This window comes from Actinopolyspora alba (assembly GCF_900112765.1).
GTDB lineage: Bacteria > Actinomycetota > Actinomycetes > Mycobacteriales > Pseudonocardiaceae > Actinopolyspora > Actinopolyspora alba.
The window spans coordinates 92648-110383 of record NZ_FOMZ01000011.1 but is presented as its reverse complement, the minus strand read 5'-3'; the positions used below and the strand labels follow the sequence as shown (position 1 = coordinate 110383).

Here is a 17736-nt window from a genome sequence, read left to right as displayed (position 1 = left end):
AGCCAGCACCGCTGGACATCTCGGTGCTCACGACTCGGCACCCGACGGAGCCGAACTACCGTCGGGTTCTCCCCGCGCCACGAGCACGGGGCAGTGCGCGTGCCGCACGCAGTACTGGGCCACCGATCCCAGCAGGGCGGTCGCGAAACCGCCCGATCCCCTGCTGCCGACCACGAGCAGATCGGCGTGGACCCGGCGCACCACGTCCAGCAACGCTTTGGCGGGGTGGCCGTAGACGACCTCCCGACGCACCGGAACCGAGCAGTTCCCCGGAACGAGCCGCGCGATCGTCTCGTCCAACGCCGCCGCCGTGCGGTGGGCCACCGCCTCGGGCCCGGCCACCGGTCTGTCGTACAGCTCGGGATAATCCCAACCGCGCACCGCCACGACGACCGAATCGCCGACGAGCTCCGCGTGCCACAACGCCCAGCGCAGTGCCTGTTCGGAACCGAGCGAACCGTCGACTCCCACGACGACGTGGTACTCCTCCGACACGACTACCTCCCCTGAGCGAGACTGTCACCGGAAACGAGCACGAGCTCCCGTCCCGGACGTCGATCGGTGGTCACTTCCTCGCACAGGGCCGAGCACCGACCGGGTGGGAACCGGCGCCCGCTGCCTTACGAGGATGCTCCGTGGGGACACGATCGTCGCTTCCGAGTGAACGCGCAGCACGGGAACAACCGCCCCGCCAACGAGGAATGAGCAGCAGGTGCACGACGACGGGAAACTGACCGAGGAACGGATCGACCGGATGTTGCGCGACCGCGTCCGGCCGGCTGTTCGACCGGAGGCCGCACCGGTCACGCTGGACACCTGGCACGGCACGAGCGCACCGGTACCGGTCGCGAACAGCGGTTCGTCCGGGGAGTACCGCGGGGCGGAGGTGGGCGACCGCTGGGGTCCGCCGTGGAGCACCACCTGGTTCCGGCTGCGCGGGGAGGTCCCCACCGAATGGGCAGGACGTGCCGTGGAGCTCGTGTTCGACCCGGGGTTCGACCACCGACGACCGGGCTTCCAGTGCGAAGGACTGGTGTACCGACCGGACGGTTCGATCGTGAAGGGGCTGAACCCACGCAACGAGTGGGTACGCGTGAGCGAGGCCGTCGCCGGGGGTGAGCCGGTGGAGTTTCACGTGGAAGCGGCGGCGAATCCGGTGTTCCTCGGCGATCATTCGTTCACCCCCACCGAACTGGGCGATCCGGACACCGCGGCCACGGAACCGCTGTACCGCGTCGAGCGTGCCGAGCTGACCATCTTCGACAACCGCGTCGAGCAGCTGGTCCACGACATCGAAGTGCTCGACCAGCTCATGCGGCAGCTGAGCACGGACGATCCACGGCGTTGGGAGATACTGCGCTCCCTCGACCGCTGCTTGGACGCGGTGGACCCGCGCGACGTGAGCGGTAGCGCGGACCGCGCGCGCGAGGTGCTGACCCCGGTGCTGCGGAAACCGGCGCACGCCAGCGCGCATCGCGTGTCTGCGGTCGGCCACGCGCACATCGACTCGGCGTGGCTGTGGCCGTTCCGCGAGACCGTGCGCAAAGTGGCCAGGACGGTGTCGAACGTGCTCGGGCTGCTGGAGGAACACCCGGAGTTCGTCTTCGCCATGTCCCAGGCACAGCAGTTCGCCTGGCTCGAGCGGCACTATCCGCGGCTCCACCGACGAGTTCGGTCCGAGGTGGCCGCGGGGAGGTTCGTCCCCGTCGGCGGCATGTGGGTCGAGGCCGACACGAACATGCCCGGTGGTGAGGCGATGGCGCGGCAGCTGGTGCACGGCAAGCGGTTCTTCCTGGACGAGTTCGGTGTGGAGACCGACGAGGTGTGGCTGCCCGACTCGTTCGGTTACAGCGCGGCGCTGCCGCAGCTGATCGCCCTGTCGGGTTCGAGCTGGTTCCTGGGCCAGAAGGTCGCCTGGAACCAGACGAACGAGTTCCCGCATCACACCTTCCACTGGGAAGGCATCGACGGCACCAGAATCCTCACCCACCTGCCGCCGGTGGACGTCTACGACTCCGAGCTGTCCGCGGCCGAACTGGCGCACGCCTCGGCCAACTTCGCCGAGAAGGGCGGGGCGAATCGCTCGCTGGTCCCGTTCGGCTGGGGCGACGGGGGTGGCGGTCCCACCCGCGAGATGCTGGAACGCGCCGGGCGACTGTCCGATCTGGAAGGATCACCACGAGTCACCGTCGAGTCCCCCGCCGAGTTCGTCCGCGAGGCTCGCGCGGAGTACACGGAGCCGCCCGTATGGGTCGGTGAACTGTACCTGGAGTTCCACCGCGGCACCTACACCAGCCAGGCGGGCACCAAACGGGGGAACCGACGCAACGAGCACCTGCTGCGCGAGGCCGAGCTGTGGGCGGCGACGGCGAACGTGTACCACGGTCTCCCCTATCCGCACGAGCGGCTGGACCGACTCTGGAAGGCCGTGCTGCGCAACCAGTTCCACGACGTCCTGCCCGGCTCGTCCATCGCCTGGGTGCACCACGAGGCGGAGCGGGAGCACGAACTCGTCCGGAACGAGTTGGCCGAGATCATCGATCGGGCGCAGCGAGAGTTGGCGGGTTCGGGATCGACGCCGCTGGTGTTCAACGGTGCTCCGCACGAGCGCGACGGTATTCCGGCGGGCGGTGCGGCACCGTCGGCCGCACCGGTCACGTTCGTGGAACTGTCCGAAACGGACGAGGGGTTCGTGCTGCGCAACGAATCGCTGCGGGTCACGATCGACCGTCGGGGCACCGTCACATCGCTGTACGACCCGGCAGCCGACCGCGAGCTCGTCCCCGAGGGCTCGGCGGGCAACGTGCCGAGGGCGCATCCGGACCTGCCGAACCGGTGGGACGCCTGGGACGTGGACGCCTTCTACCGCAACAACGTCACCGAACTGCTGGATGCCGAGGAAGTGGCGGTGCGACAGAACGCCGCGGATCGCGTCTCGGTGCACGTGGTGCGTTCCTTCTCCGACTCGCGGATCACCCAGGAGTTGACGCTGCGGGGCGGCGCCGCGCGACTGGAGATCGACACCGAGGTCGACTGGCACGAGTCCGAGACGCTGCTCAAACTCGCCTTTCCGGTGGACGTGCACACCGATCGCATGGCGGCCGAGACCCAGTTCGGACATCTGTACCGGCCGATTCACGAGAACACCAGCTGGGACGCGGCCAAGTTCGAGACGTGTGCCCACCGCTGGGTCCACGTGGGTGAGGCGGGATACGGCGTGGCTCTGGCCAACGACACGACTTACGGCCACGACGTGACCCGCTGGGCCAAGAACAGCGGTGGTACCGCGACGACCGTGCGGGCCTCGCTGCTGCGCGCCCCGCGGTTTCCCGACCCGGACGCCGACCAGGGGACGCACCGTTTCCGACACGTCCTCGTCCCGGGAGCCGATATCGGTGCCGCGGTTCGGGAGGGCTACCGCCTCAATCTGCCCTCCCGAACCGTGCACGGTGACTCGCCGGTGGAACCGCTGGTCACCAGTGACAACCCCGCCGTGGTCCTCGAAGCGGTGAAGTTGGCCGAGGACGGTTCCGGAGACGTGGTGGTGCGACTGTACGAATCCTCGGGTGGCCGCGCCACGAGCCGGGTCACCACCGGTTTCGCCCCGGTGAGCGTGCGGGCGACCGATCTGCTGGAACGACCGTGGGCCGACGGGGAGATCGAACACGCCCCAACGGGGTTCCGGCTGACGCTGCGCCCGTTCGAGATCCGCACGCTGCGGCTGGCGTGGGCGTGACCGTCTCCGAAGACTCGGTCGATCGTCGGTCGGACACGCGCTCCCGTTGTCAGGAGTGACCAGGACTTCCGAATAGCTCAACGACCGGGTAGCGGCGCCCATCCGTGGACCGCCGTCCAGGCAGGCCCCGCACCCGGTCGTGGCCGCACTGCTTCCGCCATGCCTCTCCCCTACCGGGACTCCCCGACCGGGCCTACCCGAGTCGGAGCGGTACCCGGTCGTTCGCTGTGGGGCGGTGGCGGTGTTCGACCGGAGTTGCCACCTACCGAGTGCTCTCGGGAATCATGAGAAAACCCCGGCCGATCAGCGACCTCGATTCAGGAGGAACACTCCTTCCAGGCGAAGTGGTAGGTGGTCTCGATACTTCCGTCGGTCGAATCCATCGTCATGAAGCTGGTCTCGCCGGAGTCCGAGTCCCCCGCGTCCACCCGCAATTCGGTGTTGATGTTGAAGTTGCGCTGTACACCGCAGGGCTTGTAAACGATGTCGGCGATCTCGGTCTCGTCGGTGACCTGCCAGTTGTCGCTGTAGGATCCCTCGAACGTCTTGCTGGAATGCGTGGTCCGGGAATCACCCTGGAAGTAGTAACTGGCTTGCTGAGTACCGGTGGCTCCTTCCGCGAGGTGGGCGAATCCGCGGTAGTCGGCCCGGGCTATCCCGTAGGTGAGCCCCTGGGGAACGTGCACGACCAGATTGAGCTGGCAGTTCTTTCGGAAGGCCGTGGGATCCGCGTCGGGCCCCACCTCTGCCAGATAGTCGCTGTAGGTGACGGTGAAGGCCTTGTTGTCGGGCGATACGGCCACGTCCGCCGTGCCTTCGGGACATCCGGAACCGTTCACGGTGGCGACGTCGATGACGACCTCGTCCGAAGGTGGGGAGTCGAACGGGCCCGAGGTCGGCACGAGAAGAGTGGACAGCGCCATTCCGGACGCGATCAAACCGTTGAGCATCTCGTTTCTCCTGTTCGGGAGGCAAAAGCCACACTTGCTGTTCGTTTCCGCTACGCGGACAACTGGCCGATCCATTTCGGAAAACGACCGGCAACGAGTTTATGGGAGCGCTCCCGAAAACTATAGACACTTTCGGAGCAATTTCCGAACAACCAGGCGTAACGGCCATAAGACAGAGCCAATGATGGGATGAACCGAAATGTCTTACACTCGATCCCCGGCAGCGAAATCGCGTGGAATATTCCCTCCCGAAACCTGTTCACTCGAATGATTTCGAGTTTCTCGACGCCACAGCGGAGTTTCGCCCCCCTGGGGTGCCGCCGGACCTCACTGATGCTTTCCTGTCGTGTTGTCGACAGGGGTGGGGCATTGTCGGTTCCGACACGTCGAAAGCCACGTTACCAACGCGACCAGCCGCGGGTTCTCCCGTGCGGCTCTCGCGAGGAAGGCCCGACGTTGTGTAGGCCGCTACCCGATGTCGGGCCTCCCCGCAGCGAGAGCCGTGCGAGAGGTTCCGCCGAGCGAGCGACCCGACAACCCGACCGGAAAACTCCAATCAGGAACGCCACCGAATCCAGGCACCGTGCGAGTCGGTCGTGGCCAGCGTCTCGTGCCCGTCCCGTGCCAGAACGAACGAGTTCTCCGGACCGCCGGAGGCATCAGCGGGGCCGATCACCCCGGCGGCTTCGTTGGAGAGCCACACCGCACCGAGCTCCCGCACGGCGGCGGCGAACTCGCGACGAACGGATTCGGGGGCGTAGGCCAGCACCGCCGAGTGATACACCACCAGGGTGGCCTCGCTCGGTGCGCTCGCGGCGATCCGCCCTAGATCGTCGAGGAGATCACCCCGGTGGACCACTGGTTGGTGCCGCGCCGCGAGGCGCAACGCCGCGCGCAGCCGGTCCCGCCGCTCGGTCTCCCCCGGCCACAGCAGGCATTCCAGCCAGTTCGCGTGATCGTCGTCCGCCGCGTCGAGCGGGGCGGTGTCGAGACCCGCGCGCCACGCGACGGTCGGGACCCTGCCGGGCAGCGGAACCGGCCCGATGGGACGGCAGCGCAGCGTCGGTGCTTCGGGCTCGGTACCGGTCACGCGGTGCCCGGCGAAATCGTACGAGTAGAGATCGGGCAACAGGTTCAGCCCGGCCGAAGCACCGACCTCCAACAACGCCAGCGGTTCCGTGAGCCGAGCCAGCGCGGGAAGCAGTGTGGCGCACCGCCCCGCCTCGTTGGTCTGGGTGCGCCTGGCCAGCAGTACCGAGGTCAGTTCCGCAGCACGCTCCCGCACCAGCTCACGCAGCGTTTCGGAATCGGCGGGGCGACCGAGCAGGTACCGGGCGGCGGCGAACAGCAGGTTCGGTTGGCGTTTCTCACTCGGCAGCGTCTCCAGCAGTCCCAGGATCTCCGCGTCGGAGGCGACCGCCTCGGCGAGCGCGCCGTACTGCGGGGACTTCTCGGCCACCGCCACGCCGAACCTCCGGTAGTTCTCGGCGGTGCTCATTCCCGATTCGATCCCGGCCATGCCCCGTTCGCCCGGTTCACTGCCCTTACTCCCGTCGATCACGCCGCAAGTATGCCCGAGAACGGCGGGAACAACGATGACCGATTTCCGTCGCCCGCGTCACCGGAGCACGATCGGAGGGCGGCGAACGGAGGAACAGCGGTGCGCAAGATACGAAACCTCACCGGCCCCGGCGTGACCGACGAGTTCGGGATCGGCGGCACCGATCTGGGAGTGATGACCACCGCGCCGGACGGCCGGTTGGTGGCGGTCTTCGGTGACACCTTCGAACGCGCCGGTGTGGGTGGCAGCGGCTGGCGCTCACCGGTGGTGCTCTTCGGGGATCCGAGCACGGTGCGCACCGGAATCGTCTGGACCGGCTCGACGGGCCGGGGTCGCTACGCCGAGCAGGCACTGCCCTACCGGCACGACTCGATCATTCGCGGCAGGCGGGTGAGCACCGTGATTCCCACCGACGTCATCACGATCGGCGGGACGATGTATCTGCACGTGATGGTCTGCGCCGGTATCGGCAGGGTGCACTGGACCGAGATACACCGCTCCACCGACAACGGGGAGACCTGGACCCGCACCGGGGCGAACTGGCCCGGCGATCACCACGGCGGCCTGTTCCAGATGCTGACCTGGGAACGGGGAGACGACGGCTACGTCTACTGCTTCTCCACCGGTTTCCAACGCGACGAGGGACTGGTGCTGCACCGTGTCCCCGCCGAACGGATCACCGAACCCGGCGCGTGGCAGGGATGGGGTTTTCGGCGGGGCGCGTGGGCCTGGGGCGATCCGCCCACGGTCGCGTTGACCGGGGCTTACGGTGAGCTGTGTCTGCGCCGCGTCGAGGACCGATGGTTGCTGTGCCTGTTCGACGCGGGCAACTACCGCGTCGACGCGTTGTCGCTCGCCCACCCCACCTCGAATCTCTACGAGGTGCCGCGCACCACGGTGCTGCGTGGCACGTCCTGGCACGACGAGAATCACGCGACCGGGCGAGTCGCCCAGCTCTACGGCGGCTACATCGTCCCGGGATCCACGCTGGACGATCTTCATCTGGTGATAAGCCAGTGGAACACCGGGCGGAACTGGCCCTACCGGGCGATGCAGTTCGCGGGAGCGCTGCCCGGTGACGCCAGGTGGAGCAGCGGAAGCCGGACGGGATGAACCGTCGATCAGGAGATGGGCGCGGCTTGGTCACGATCCCGCTGCGCGAGCAGTTTTCGGATCGGCCCGAGTGCGGTGTTCACCCCGACCAGCGCGGTGGCGAAGTCACGGCCGCGGGAGGACAGCCTGCCGCGACGGAACATCAGAGCCGCCAGCTGGCGTGAGTTGCGCTGTGCCGATTCGACTCGGGGCCGTTGGGCACGTTCGTAGTCCCGCAGCGCCCGGGGCACCGTGCTCCTGTCGGCCCGGGCGAGGCGCCGTGCCAGTGCACCCGCGGATTCGATCGCCATGGCCGCGCCCACTCCTGCCGTCGGCAGGAAACCGGCCGCGGCGTCGCCGAGCAACGCGAAGCGACCCGTGGTCCAACTGTCACACCGCACGTCGGACAGACTCCAGTAGTGGCTCTCGGTGGTGTTCGCCAGCTCGGTCAGCGCGCGGGAGGAACGGGGATCGATGTTGCGCAGCCTGTCACGGACGAGCCGGTCGAACGCCGCTGGACCGCGGGTGGTGTCGGCACGGGGGCCGCCGACGAAGACACCGATCCTGCCGGGAACGGGGTACAGCCCCACGAAACATCCCGGTCCCCAGGTTTCCTGATAGGTGTCGGGCCACTCGTCGGGATCGGCCCACGTCACCCAACCGCCCCAGGCGGTGTCGTGGGTGTGAACCCGTTCGGCGTCGAGCACCAGGTCGCGGGTTGTCGAGTGCACCCCGTCCGCGGCGATCACGGCGTCGAACTCCGCCCGGAACTCCGTCCCGTCCTCGGTCAGGTCGACGCGAACCGTCCCACCGGTCGGTTCGACCGCGTGCGGAGCGGTTCGGAAGGCCACCGGTGCCCCGCCGGTGGCCAGCAGTTCCAGCAGTCGGCCCCGTTCGATCCCCCGGTAGTGGCCGAATTCCCCCAGCGCGGCGTCCACCGAATAGTTCCGCAGCGCCGCGCCGGTGGCGGAGCACAGCCGGTAGTGACGTACCGCCACGCTTTGGTCGAGGTAGTGCCGTTCGAGATCGAGTTCACTCAGCACCGGGTCGACGAACGGCATGAGACCCAGCATGTAACCGGAATCCTGCCGCTGTTCCGCACGCTCGACGAGTACCGGGTGCAGCCCCTTGGCACGCAGCGACCGCGCCAGGGTCAGCCCGGCCACCCCGGCGCCGACGATCAGCACTCGCGGTTCGTGCTCACCGACTGCGGCGAGCTGCTCGGTCACGGCCGTTGGGACGAACATTCCTGCTTACCTCCGGATTTCGAGTGGACCAGCTGGTCCACTCGAAACGGTAACACCCTGTGGACCGGCTGGTCCAATGATTTAGGGTGCAGTTATGGCGCTGCACGACCTCGATCAGGAACGACGTACGCGCGTACTGGAGACGGCGACCGGCGAGTTCGTCCGGCGGGGATACGAACACGCCTCACTGAACTCGATCATCCGGGCGTGCGGGATGAGCAAGAGCTCGTTCTACCACTACTTCGACTCGAAGTCGGAGCTGTTCGACACCGTCGTGACCGAAGCGATGCGCGCACTGGGCAGTGAGTTGGCCGTGCCGGATCCGCGCGAACTGGCGGGCCCCGAGTTCTGGGAGCGGGTCACGCGACTTGCCACCCAGCTGCTGGAACTCGCGGAGCGGGGAACCTGGACCGCCGAGGCCGGAAAACTGTTCTACGTCTCCGACACCCCGATCGAGCACAGCCCGGCACTGCGTGACGCGATCGCGGCCGTGCGGGACTGGCTAGCTCGGGCGCTCGAAGCGGGCCGCGCCTGCGGGGCGGTACGGGACGACCTGCCGAGTTCGCTGCAGGCATCGCTGGTGTTCGCGGTGCTGCGGTCCCTGGACGACTGGTCACTGCACCAGCTGCGGGAGTACTCGGCACCGGAACGCGAACGGCTCGCCCGGGCACAGCTGCGGACGCTGTACCGGATGCTGGCCCCTGACTCCGCGCTGGCCGGTGACCCCATGTCGGCCCGTGATTCGGAGAACGAGTAGGACCGCGCCGGCTCACCCCGGCGCCGGTTCCCACCCGCCGAAGCGCTACCCGATGCTGCCCGCCTTCCCGGCGAGCTTCGCACGCAGCCGCGCCAACGGTCCGTCCGAACCGGACGCCCGGGCGCTCGGCTCCGGCAGCCGACCGGCCACCGCGTCGTCCAGCAGGGTCCCGACCGTCTCCTTGGCACAGCTGCGGTTGGCTCCGATGCCGCCGGAGGGACCACGCTTGATCCAGCCCACCACGTAGGTCCCGGGCCGGTCGGTGACCCGCCCCCCGGAATTCGGCACGGTCGCGGTTCCTTCGTCGAAGGGCAGGCCGGGCAACGGCGCTCCCCGGTAACCAACCGCGCGCACCACCAGTCCGGTTGGGATCTCGACGTCGTCGGTGCGGGAATCGCCGACGCGGATGCCCCGAACCGCGTTCTCTCCCACCAGCTCCACCGGGGCGGAGTGGAAGCGGAACACGATACGGCTCCGCCCGTTCACCGCGGCTTCCCCGGCCGGAGCGGACCAGTCGACGGCTTGCCGGGAGACGTCCCGCAGCAGCCCCGCCTTGTCGTCGGCCCCGGCGGCGTCGATGGTGGGCTCGATTCGCGGATCGTGCGTGTCCACCACGAGTTCGATGTCCTCGCGCTGGGTGAGTTCGAGCAGTTCGGGCCTGGTGAAGGCCGCGTGTTCGGGACCACGGCGTCCCAGCAGCACCACTTCACGAACCCTGCTGGAACGCAGCAGTTCCAGCGCTCGCGGCGAGATCGAGGTGTCGGCGAGCCGTTCCGGGTCGGTGCTGAGTACGCGCGCCACGTCCAGCGCGACGTTGCCGTTGCCCACCACGACCACCCGTTCGGCGGACAGATCGACGGTCTCGGCGACGACGTCCGGGTGGCCGTTGTACCAGGAGACCAGGGTGGTGGCGCTGACGCTGCCCGCCAGCTCCTCACCCGGAACACCGATGTCGCGGGCCGAGGAGGCCCCGACCGCGTAGATCACGGCGTCGTGCCGAGTGGCCAGCTCCTCGACGGAGACGTCCTTGCCGACCTCCACACCGAGTCGCATCCGCATCCGGGGGTGGGTGTGGAACCGCGCGAAGGTCTCCCCGATCCGCTTCGTCGACGGATGATCGGGCGCCACGCCGTATCGCACGAGACCACCCGCCACGGGAAGCCGGTCCAGCAGGGTGACCCGGCAGTTGGTGTGCAGCAACAGGTCCTCGACGGCGTACATCCCGGCGGGGCCGGTCCCCACGACCGCGATGTCCAGCGGTGCGAGATCACTGGGGATCGAGTGGTCGAACACCGGCGGTCCCCAGGAGTGGAAGTTGGGTGAGGAGCCGGCGGTGCTCGTCCCTGAAGCGCTGCCGGCCCCCGCACCGTTCGGCTCCACGCCGTTCGGCCCCGCGCCGTTCACCTCCGACCGGCCGTCGGATTCCGAAGCTCGGCCGCTCTCGGGAGCACCACTGGTCTCCGGAGCGTCACCGGACTCCGGTTCGACGGCCGCGTCGCGGTCGGCGTAGTAAGCGGCGTTGATGTCGGCATAGGCCCGGAGCGAGCCGGTCAGCCGGTCCACCGGGAATATCGCGTCGACCGGGCAGGCGTCGGCACACGCTCCGCAATCGATGCAGGTGCTCGGATCGACGTAGAGCATCTCGGTGGTGCCGAAGTCCGGCTCGTTCGGGGTGGGATGGATGCAGTTGACCGGGCACGCCGCGATGCAGGAGGCGTCGGTGCAGCAGGTCTGGGTGATCGCGTAGGCCATGGTTCAGATCAGGTTCGCTCGCTTGTAGAACCACGTGGCGGGTTTGGTGAGCAGTCCGGCCGAGTCGAGGAACTCCATCAGTCCGGCGCAGCTGGAACGCACCAGCGACTTGTAGTGCTGGTTCGCCTTGGCCTCGCGGACGGCTCGGTCCACGTCCAGCCCCGCGTTCTCGTAGACCTTCTTGTTGACCATGCTGGTGACGATGAAGTACGAGGCGACGGCGACCACCACGGATTGGATCTGCCTGCGCACCGGTCCCACCCCGCGGAGACGCTCCTTGGTCTCCTGCCGGGCGAACTTCATGTGCCGGGACTCCTCGACCACGTGGATGTTGTTGATGGTGCGGACGAAGGGGGCGACCCGTTCGTCGCGCATCCAGTCCCGCTGCATGACGTCGAGAACCTCCTCGGCGACCAGGATGGCGGCGTACGCCGCCTCGCCGAAGGCGAGCGTCTTGAACGCGCGGCCGAGTTCGATCACCGGACGGGGCGGACGATAAGCGGGTGCGCGCAGCTTCGCGGCGCCGCGGCCGAACATGATGGAGTGTCGGCACTCGTCGGCGATCTCGGTCAGCGCCCACTGGAAAGCGGGGTCGGCCGGATCCTTGGCGTAGAAGTCCCGCAGCACCATCTGTTGCAGGATCATCTCGAACCAGATACCGGTGCTGGCCACGCAGGCCGCTTCCTGCCTGGTGAGCTCGCGTTGCTGCTCCGGACTCATCTCGGACCAGTAGGCGGTGCCGTAGAGCGTGCTCCACTCCGGACTCGCGCCGTGGTGGTCGGTGTCGAGCGGTGTCTCCCAGTCGACCTCCTGAGCCGGGTCGTAGGACAGCGTCTCCGAGGAATCCAGCAACCTGCGGGCGATGTCCTCACGCTCGGACGCCGCGTCCGTGGCTTCGGATCCGGTGATACTGCTGGTCATGGGCACTCCCTACCGAAATGACGACGATACTTCGGTGCCGCCGAAATAGTGTTACTGAAGGTAACAGCTACTCATGGGTAGCCGCGAGGGTGCGACATACGCTACATGTGTGACTTATGTCACTTTCAGGGTCGCAGGACTCCCTCGCTGTGACGAAGGAACGAAGAGCACGACGCCCGACGCCAGGCCCCGTGCCGGACGAGTGGCCTTGACCACCGGACAGCCGAGAACGAATCGGGCATTCGGCACAATGGTCGCGTGATGATCGCACTCTCCCTGCTCGGTGGCCTGCTGTTGATCGCGGTGATCATCGCGGCCAACGGGTACTTCGTCGCCCAGGAATTCGCGTTCATGACCGTCGACCGGGCACGGCTGCACGACCGGGCCGAGCAGGGCGATCGGGTGGCCGCGCGGATGCTGCGGGTGACCCGCCGGACGTCGTTCATGCTCTCCGGTGCCCAGTTGGGCATCACCGTGACGGGCCTGCTGGTCGGCTACGTCGCCGAACCGCTGGTCGGCCGCGCGGTGGGCGAGCTGCTCGGCGGCGTGGGCGTGCCCCCCGGCGTGGGCATCGCGATCGGCACCACGGGAGTGCTGGTGATCTCGACCTTCGTGCAGATGCTGTTCGGCGAGTTGTTCCCGAAGAACCTCGCCATCGCACGGCCGTATCCGCTGGCACGGTGGCTGTCGGCGTCCACGGTGGTCTACATGCGCCTGGCGGGCTGGCTGATCCGGTTCTTCGACCGGGCCTCGACCGGGCTGCTGCGGCTGCTTCGGATCGAGCCGGTGCACGACGTCGAGCACGCAGCCAACCCGAGTGACCTGCAGCGGATCGTGACCGCCTCCCGACGGGCCGGTGAGCTTCCGGCGGAACTCTCGCTGCTGCTGGACCGGGTGCTGGACTTCCCGGAACGCGACGTCGAGCACGCCCTCGTGCCCCACTCCCGGGCGGACGTGCTCGCCGACACCGCAACGCTCGCCGAGGTGCGCGAGACCATGAGCAGCGGACACTCCCGCTATCCGGTTCTCGACGAGGAGGGCGGCATCGCGGGGATCGTGCACCTGGTGGACGTGCTGGAGTCCATGGGAACGGACACGAGCGGCGGTGAGCGCCCGGTCACCGAGTTCACCCGACCGGCCACCATCATCCCCACGCTGATGTCACTGCCCGACGCGGTCACCGCGATGGCCGAATCCCGCGGCAGGATGGCCTGCGTCGTCGACGAGTACGGCGGCTTCGCCGGCATCGTCACCCTCGAAGACCTGGCCGAGGAGCTGGTCGGCGAGCTCACCGACGAGCACGACACCGACGAACCACCCCACCTGGTCGGCACCGACGACGGTGGCGCGCGGTGGCGGGTCCGGGGCGACGCCCCCCTCGACGAAGTCGAACGCGAACTCACCCACGAGCTGCCCCGTGGGGACTACGAGACCGTCTCGGGACTCCTCATCGCCAACCACGGGGCACTACCGGAGGAGAACACGGTGGTCGACATCAGACTTCCGGACGACCCGGCCGAACTCGCCCACGCGCAGCACCCACCGGTTCGGACGCTGCGCGCCACGGTCTTGGAGATCGATCAGCACGTGCCCTCGGAGCTGGTGCTGGAGCTGATCGAGGACGCTCCCGACGAACACTCGACCGACGACCGGACGAGCAATCCCAACTCCGGGCTGTCCGGGCAGGAGGATTCCTGATGCTGGCCACGCTGACCACCATCGCGATCATCGCGGCCAGCGCGCTGTTCGTCTCGATCGAGTTCGCCACCATCGGCGCCCGGCGCACCCGCCTGGAGCAGCGGGCCGGCAGCAGCCGAGCGGCCCGCGCGGCGCTGCGCAACGCCTCCGAGGTGTCGGTGCTGCTGGCGGGCTGCCAGCTCGGCATCACCGCCTGCACCCTCGCGCTGGGCGCGATCACCGAACCGGCCGTGGAGCACGCGCTGGAACCCGTGATGACCGCGCTCGGGCTGCCGGGCTGGCTCGGCGGCACGGTGTCGTTCGTCCTCGCGCTGCTGCTGGTGACCTTCCTGCACCTGGTGGTGGGCGAGATGGCGCCCAAGTCGTGGGCGATCGCCCACCCCGAGCGCTCGGCCGCCCTGCTCGCCTTCCCCATGCGGGGATTCATGTGGCTGTTCCGCCCCGTACTGCTGGTGCTCAACAACGCCGCGAACAAACTCGTCGAGGCGGTCGGGGTGCGGCCGGTCGAGGAGGTCGCGATCGAGCAGAATCCCGACGAGTTGCGCCAGCTGGTGCGCCACTCGGCCGAGAGCGGTGAGCTCGACACCTGGTCCTCCGACCAGCTCGCCGGCGCGCTGGAGCTGACCCGGCTGCGCGTCGGCGACCTCACCGGCGACGAATCCATCGCCGCCGTGCCCCGCACCGCCACCGTCGCCGACGTGCAGGCCGCCAGCAGGCGGTCCGGACATCTGCGGATCCTCGTTGGTGCTCCCGACTCCCCGGAAGGTCTGGTGCACGTCCGCGACACCCTCACCCTCGATCCCGGACAGCCGCTGGACGGGCTGGTCCGCGACTGCCCCGAGTTGGATCCGCGAACCAGCGTGCTCGACGCACTGTCCCGGATGCGCCGCACCAGCACCCAACTGGCGCTGGTCCGCACTCCCGAACGCGCGACCGGAGTGGTCACCATCTCCGACATGCTGCAGGGGCTCTTTCCACGCGGCACTGATGTCGAAACCGGTGATCGGTGAACCGGGATCACCGGCGTCTCGGCATTTCCGCCCCGTTCCGTGCCGACGGACCGCTGCCCCACCGCCGCACGTAGGCGCCTCGGAACAGGAAGTGCGCTTTCCCCGTTCCGACGGGCAGAGTGGAACCGAACCCGGCGGCACGGCTACGCGAAAAACGGGGTGGGAAAGATGGGCGGCGACGAGGGGATCCGGGTCGAGACCTCCGGCAAACGGGTGCGCGCGATGCTCGGCGGCCACGTGGTGGCCGACACCAGGCAGGCGAGGCTGGTCTGGGAGCACCCCTACTACCCCACCTACTACGTTCCCGAGGCCGACGTGCGGGCCGAGCTGGGCAACACCGGCGAGATGCGGCACTCGCGGCGGCTGGGCGAGGGCACGATCTACGACGTGGTCGTCGACTCGACGACGGCACCGGCGGGTGCGATCAGCTATCGCGACTGCCCGCTGCCCGAGCTGCGGGAGCTGGTCCGGCTGGACTGGAACTCGATGGACGAGTGGTTCGAGGAGGACGAGCCGGTCTACGTCCACCCGCGCGACCCGTACAAGCGGGTGGACATCCTGGAGAGCTCGCGGCACGTGCAGGTGCGGCTCGACGGCGTCACCGTGGCCGACTCGCACCACCCGCGAATCCTGTTCGAGACCGGCCTGCCGCCTCGCTACTACCTGCCGCTGCCCGACGTGCGGATGGACCTGCTGCGGCCCAGCGACCACGAGACCCACTGTCCGTACAAGGGGACCGCGGGCTACTGGCACGTGCGCACCGGCGAGGCCGAGCACCCCGACACCGTCTGGACCTACCGCACCCCGCTGCCGGAGAGCCACAAGATCGCCGGACTGGCCTGCTTCTACGACGAACGCGTGGACATCCTGCTGGACGGCGAGCCGCAGCGGCGGCCGGAGACTCCGTTCGCCTGACAGACGACCCACCACAGTCGCCGGACCGCTCGGAGACGTGCGGCTCTCGACCGGAGTGGCGCGAAAGTGGGAACGAGCCGAACTTTCCCGACGAAACCCAGGACATCCGGCCGGCGCCGTGGTGTGATCGGAACATGCCACGTGGACGTAACGGACATCCGTGCGAACCGGACACCTCGCGGATCGGGCTGTGGCGCTGCGCGGAGTGCGGGCAGCAGTGGGAGATCCACGGCGTGGAAGGCAATCCCCAAATCCGCAGGGTCAGCCGCGTCGGGTGGTTCCTCGCCAAGCTCTTCGGCTGAAGCCACCGCCGGACGCTGTTCAGTCGACGAGCCGTGCGGGCTCGGCACGTGGCGCGCGGCGAGCGCCGCCGTGGCAGCGGCTACTGCCGAGACCGCGAGAGACAGGAGGTACAGCGGTGCGGCTCACCGCCCGAGTTCGTCGAGCCGTGCCAGCATCCGGCGTGCCTGTTCGGCGTGGAGCTCGGACTCCTCGGTGGTGGCCACGGCCAGCACCTGCCGCAGCAGTTGCCTGGCCTCGTCCGTCTCCCCGGTGTTCGACAGCAGCGTGGCGAGCTGAACCCGGACCTCCAGGATGCGTTCCAGCTCGCCGGGCAGCAGGCGTAGGTATTCGTTGAGCAGCGAGCGGAGTTCGCGGGCCGCCAGCTGGTGCTCGCCGAGCTCCATGCGGCAGGTGGCGGCCATGAACCGGCATTCCAGCACCGACGCGGTAGACACGCCCGATTCGTCGTCGAGCTCCGCGAGCAGCGTGGTGTATTCCTCCAGCGCGGCCCGGTAGTCGCCGCCGAGGAAGTGGAACGTCGCGAGGTTGCGCCTGATCTTCGTCCTGCGGTCGGGGGTGAGCTGCTGCCGCAGCGAGCGGTCGAGCAGCAACGAACGCAGCAGTTCGGCCGCCTGCGTGAACCGTGCCTCGTCGACCAGTTCGTTGGCCCGCTGCTGCTCCGAGCGGATGCGTTCCTCGGCCTCGCGCGGATCGGCGGCGGGAACCTCGCCGGACTCCTCGCCGGGGGTCTCGGTGGGTTCGGGGCGATGTCGCGAGGATCGCGGGGCGTGCGGGTGGCGGTAGGGAGCCGTGGGGTCACCGCTGTCGACAGCGGTGACGGAGTCCTCCGGAGCGGGCAGGTACGGCAGCAGCCGCCGGTAGACCTCCCGCGCGTTCTCGGGCCGGTGCTGCGGGTTCTTGGCCAGCAGGTCGAGCACGAGCCGTTCCAGTTCCGCCGGAACCGCCACGCCGCGCTCCCGCAGCGGGGTGGGCGGCACACTCAGGTGTTTCTGGACGACCCCCAGCGAGGCGGGAGCGTCGAACACCCGCTCGCCGCTGAGCAGCTCGTGCAGCACGCACCCCAGCGAGTAGAGGTCGCCCGCGGGGGTTGCGGTGTTGTTCATGGCCTGTTCCGGTGCCATGTAGGCCGGGGTGCCCATGCTCTCGCCCGTGCGGGTGAGTTTGGTGTGGCCGCCTTCCAGCACGGCAGCGATGCCGAAGTCGAGCACTTTGACGGTGCCGCTGTCGGCGATCATCACGTTGTGCGGTTTGAGGTCGCGGTGGATCAGCGAGGCCTCGTGGGCCGAGTCCAGCACGGCGGCGATCTGCGCGGCGATCGAGGCCGCCCAGGACACCGACAGCGGCGCGCGCTCGGCGATGACGTCGGCGAGATCGTCGCCGGAGACCCGCTGCATCACCAGGAACAGCTCGTCGCCCTCGGTGCCGACGTCGTGCACGGCGGGCACGCCGGGGTGTTCGACCTTGGCGGTGAGCTGGGCCTCGCGCACGAACCGCTTGGTCAGCAGCTGCGGGTCGTCGGCTTCGGCCAGTTTGGTCGGTGGTAGCAGTTTCACCGCGATGCGCCGGTCCAACCGCTGGTCGTAGCCGGACCAGACCTCGCCCATCGACCCTCGCCCGATCGGCGAGGTCAACTCGTAGCGCCGCGCGATCACCCGGTTGCCGCTCACCGGCTCCTCCTCGTCACCTTCCACCGTCGCGCCGCACCCGAGCACCGCCCCGGCGGGCGAACCCGAACGGGCCGAAACAGCCCCGCACGAACCGGAAAAACCCCGGAACGAACCGGGACCGCCCAGT

General features: G+C 68.6%; 14 protein-coding genes. 7 read left to right on the top strand and 7 right to left on the bottom strand.

Features of this window, described 5'->3' with window-relative positions; genetic code table 11:
• Positions 1-27: 27 nt before the first annotated feature.
• Complete coding sequence (locus BM150_RS17270; protein ID WP_092928339.1) at positions 28-495, bottom strand: universal stress protein; 468 nt, start codon at positions 493-495, stop codon at positions 28-30.
• Between the two features lie 217 nt (positions 496-712).
• Between BM150_RS17270 and BM150_RS17265 the strand changes: the two genes are divergently transcribed.
• Complete coding sequence (locus tag BM150_RS17265) at positions 713-3736, top strand: alpha-mannosidase (protein ID WP_092928338.1); 3024 nt, start codon at positions 713-715, stop codon at positions 3734-3736.
• Between the two features lie 317 nt (positions 3737-4053).
• Here BM150_RS17265 and BM150_RS17260 read toward each other — a convergent pair whose 3' ends face one another.
• Positions 4054-4686 carry a DUF4360 domain-containing protein gene (locus tag BM150_RS17260; RefSeq protein WP_092928337.1) on the bottom strand — a complete coding sequence of 211 codons (633 nt, stop codon included), beginning with the start codon at positions 4684-4686 and terminating at the stop codon, positions 4054-4056.
• A gap of 556 nt (positions 4687-5242) precedes the next feature.
• On the bottom strand, positions 5243-6247 hold the full coding sequence (locus tag BM150_RS17255) for a DUF2332 domain-containing protein (RefSeq protein WP_217641714.1): 1005 nt from the start codon (positions 6245-6247) through the stop codon (positions 5243-5245).
• 99 nt (positions 6248-6346) lie between these two features.
• On the opposite strand from BM150_RS17255, the gene BM150_RS17250 reads away from it, so the two are divergent.
• Positions 6347-7360 carry a glycoside hydrolase family 183 protein gene (locus tag BM150_RS17250; RefSeq protein WP_245755564.1) on the top strand — a complete coding sequence of 338 codons (1014 nt, stop codon included), beginning with the start codon at positions 6347-6349 and terminating at the stop codon, positions 7358-7360.
• Positions 7361-7368: 8 nt separating this feature from the next.
• Here BM150_RS17250 and BM150_RS17245 read toward each other — a convergent pair whose 3' ends face one another.
• Complete coding sequence (locus BM150_RS17245; protein WP_092928335.1) at positions 7369-8586, bottom strand: FAD-dependent oxidoreductase; 1218 nt, start codon at positions 8584-8586, stop codon at positions 7369-7371.
• A 94-nt stretch (positions 8587-8680) separates the two neighbouring features.
• On the opposite strand from BM150_RS17245, the gene BM150_RS17240 reads away from it, so the two are divergent.
• A complete protein-coding gene (locus tag BM150_RS17240) occupies positions 8681-9343 on the top strand; it encodes a TetR/AcrR family transcriptional regulator (RefSeq protein WP_092928334.1) in 663 nt (220 codons plus the stop codon).
• 45 nt (positions 9344-9388) lie between these two features.
• Here BM150_RS17240 and BM150_RS17235 read toward each other — a convergent pair whose 3' ends face one another.
• Together BM150_RS17235 and BM150_RS17230 are read right to left on the bottom strand one after the other, a co-directional pair.
• A complete protein-coding gene (locus BM150_RS17235) occupies positions 9389-11095 on the bottom strand; it encodes an FAD-dependent oxidoreductase (RefSeq protein WP_092928333.1) in 1707 nt (568 codons plus the stop codon).
• Between the two features lie 3 nt (positions 11096-11098).
• Positions 11099-12016, bottom strand: coding sequence for an AurF N-oxygenase family protein (locus BM150_RS17230; RefSeq protein ID WP_092928332.1), 918 nt, complete (start codon positions 12014-12016; stop codon positions 11099-11101).
• A 261-nt stretch (positions 12017-12277) separates the two neighbouring features.
• Between BM150_RS17230 and BM150_RS17225 the strand changes: the two genes are divergently transcribed.
• From BM150_RS17225 to BM150_RS24215, 4 genes are all read left to right on the top strand, one after another.
• Positions 12278-13714 carry a hemolysin family protein gene (locus tag BM150_RS17225; protein ID WP_175496886.1) on the top strand — a complete coding sequence of 479 codons (1437 nt, stop codon included), beginning with the start codon at positions 12278-12280 and terminating at the stop codon, positions 13712-13714.
• The gene (locus BM150_RS17220; protein WP_092928330.1) at positions 13714-14724 is read left to right on the top strand and encodes a CNNM domain-containing protein; all 1011 of its coding nucleotides are present in this window, start codon (positions 13714-13716) and stop codon (positions 14722-14724) included. The genes BM150_RS17225 and BM150_RS17220 overlap by 1 nt, the downstream gene beginning before the upstream one ends.
• 168 nt (positions 14725-14892) lie before the next feature.
• Positions 14893-15639: a DUF427 domain-containing protein gene (locus BM150_RS17215; RefSeq protein ID WP_092928329.1), complete on the top strand. Its 747-nt coding sequence runs from the start codon at positions 14893-14895 to the stop codon at positions 15637-15639.
• Between the two features lie 134 nt (positions 15640-15773).
• Positions 15774-15941: a hypothetical protein gene (locus BM150_RS24215; protein ID WP_175496885.1), complete on the top strand. Its 168-nt coding sequence runs from the start codon at positions 15774-15776 to the stop codon at positions 15939-15941.
• Between the two features lie 123 nt (positions 15942-16064).
• Here BM150_RS24215 and BM150_RS17210 read toward each other — a convergent pair whose 3' ends face one another.
• Positions 16065-17609: a serine/threonine-protein kinase gene (locus tag BM150_RS17210; protein WP_139219577.1), complete on the bottom strand. Its 1545-nt coding sequence runs from the start codon at positions 17607-17609 to the stop codon at positions 16065-16067.
• Positions 17610-17736: the final 127 nt, after the last annotated feature.